The organism is Pontibacter virosus, from assembly GCF_003096355.1.
Lineage (GTDB): Bacteria > Bacteroidota > Bacteroidia > Cytophagales > Hymenobacteraceae > Pontibacter > Pontibacter virosus.
The window spans coordinates 1-1372 of sequence record NZ_QEKI01000041.1; the positions used below are offsets into that span (position 1 = coordinate 1).

Genomic DNA, 1372 nt, shown 5'->3' on the forward strand with positions numbered 1-1372 from the left:
CTGTGTCAAGGTTAATTGAGTATTACCTTTAACACAGAAAAACATGGAAGAAAACACCGGCTTGGATCTGGACAAGATCAAGCGCCAGTTCCTGGAAGAGTTCCGCACTGGCAAATCCACCTTCGGCAAAGACGGCGCGCTAGGCCCCCTGTTGAAGCACTTCCTGGAAGCGGCTCTGGACGCGGAGATGGATCTCCATCTGTCGGCTGAGCAGCGGGCACAGGGCAACCGGCGCAACGGCAAAGTCTCGAAACAGGTGCGCACCTCGGACGGGGTGATTGAAATAGAATCCTCCCGCGACCGCTCGGCAGGCTTCGAGCCGCAGATCATCAAGAAAAGGGAGACGGTGCTGGCCGAGAACCTAGAACCCCGCATTCTGAGCATGTACGGTTTAGGAATGAGCCTCAGGGACATCTCGGCTCACCTAAAGGAGCTCTACGACATGGATATCTCCCACGACACGCTGGCAACGCTCACCGAGAAGATCGTGCCCCAGGTCAAGGAGTGGCAGAGCAGGCCGCTGGAGGCGCTCTACTGCATCGTCTGGCTCGATGCCATGCACTACAAGGTGCGGCAGGAGGGGCGGGTGGTCAGCCGGGCCGTCTACAACATCCTGGGCATCGACCGCCACGGCCACAAGGAGCTGCTGGGCGTGTATGTGTCCGAGAGCGAGGGGGCCGCCTTCTGGCTCTCGGTGCTCACCGACCTGCAGCAGCGGGGCGTGAAAGACATGCTCATCGCCTGCATCGACAACCTGAAAGGCTTTGACGAGGCCATTGCCACGGTCTTTCCCCAGGCCGAGGTGCAGAGCTGCATCGTCCACCAGATCCGCAACAGCTTAAAATATGTGGCCCACAAGGACCAGAAGGAGTTCATCAGGGACCTCAAGCTCGTCTACCGGGCTGAGACGAAAGAGCTGGCTGAGCTTAGGCTGCTGGAGCTGGAGGAGAAGTGGGGCAAAAAGTACCCGAAGGTGCTCGAGAGCTGGCAGCGCAACTGGGATAGGCTCTCCACGTACTTTAAGTACGCCGGGCCGATTCGCCACCTGATCTACACCACCAACACCATCGAGGGCTACCACCGCCAGGTGCGGAAGGTGACCAAAACAAAGGGGGCTTTCCCCTCGGACATGGCCCTGTTGAAGCTCATTTACCTGTCCCACCAGCACATCAGCAAAAAGTGGGTCATGCCGCTAAGCAACTGGAGCCAGACGGCTCAGCAGCTCTCGATCTGGTTTGGAGACAGGATGCAGCTGGACTTGAGGTGAGAAGCACTTCAAAAGTTTGGCCCTTTTGCTGTAAGGACGCAGCCAGAACAGCAAAAGGGCCAGTAAATTAAGATATAGCAATGACACAGTTCTAATTACACTCCC

Annotated in this window: 1 protein-coding gene; it reads left to right on the forward strand. The window is 57.3% G+C overall.

Annotation, left to right across the window (positions count from 1 at the left end; genetic code table 11):
• Positions 1-43: 43 nt before the first annotated feature.
• Positions 44-1267 (forward strand): IS256 family transposase, encoded by a 1224-nt coding sequence (locus tag C8E01_RS21410; RefSeq protein ID WP_116545496.1) that lies wholly within the window; start codon positions 44-46, stop codon positions 1265-1267.
• Positions 1268-1372 lie beyond the last annotated feature (105 nt).

Coding starts and splice junctions, on each gene's coding strand:
- C8E01_RS21410 (WP_116545496.1), top strand. CDS start 44: ATGGAAGAAAACACCGGCTTGGATCTGGACAAGATCAAGCGCCAGTTC.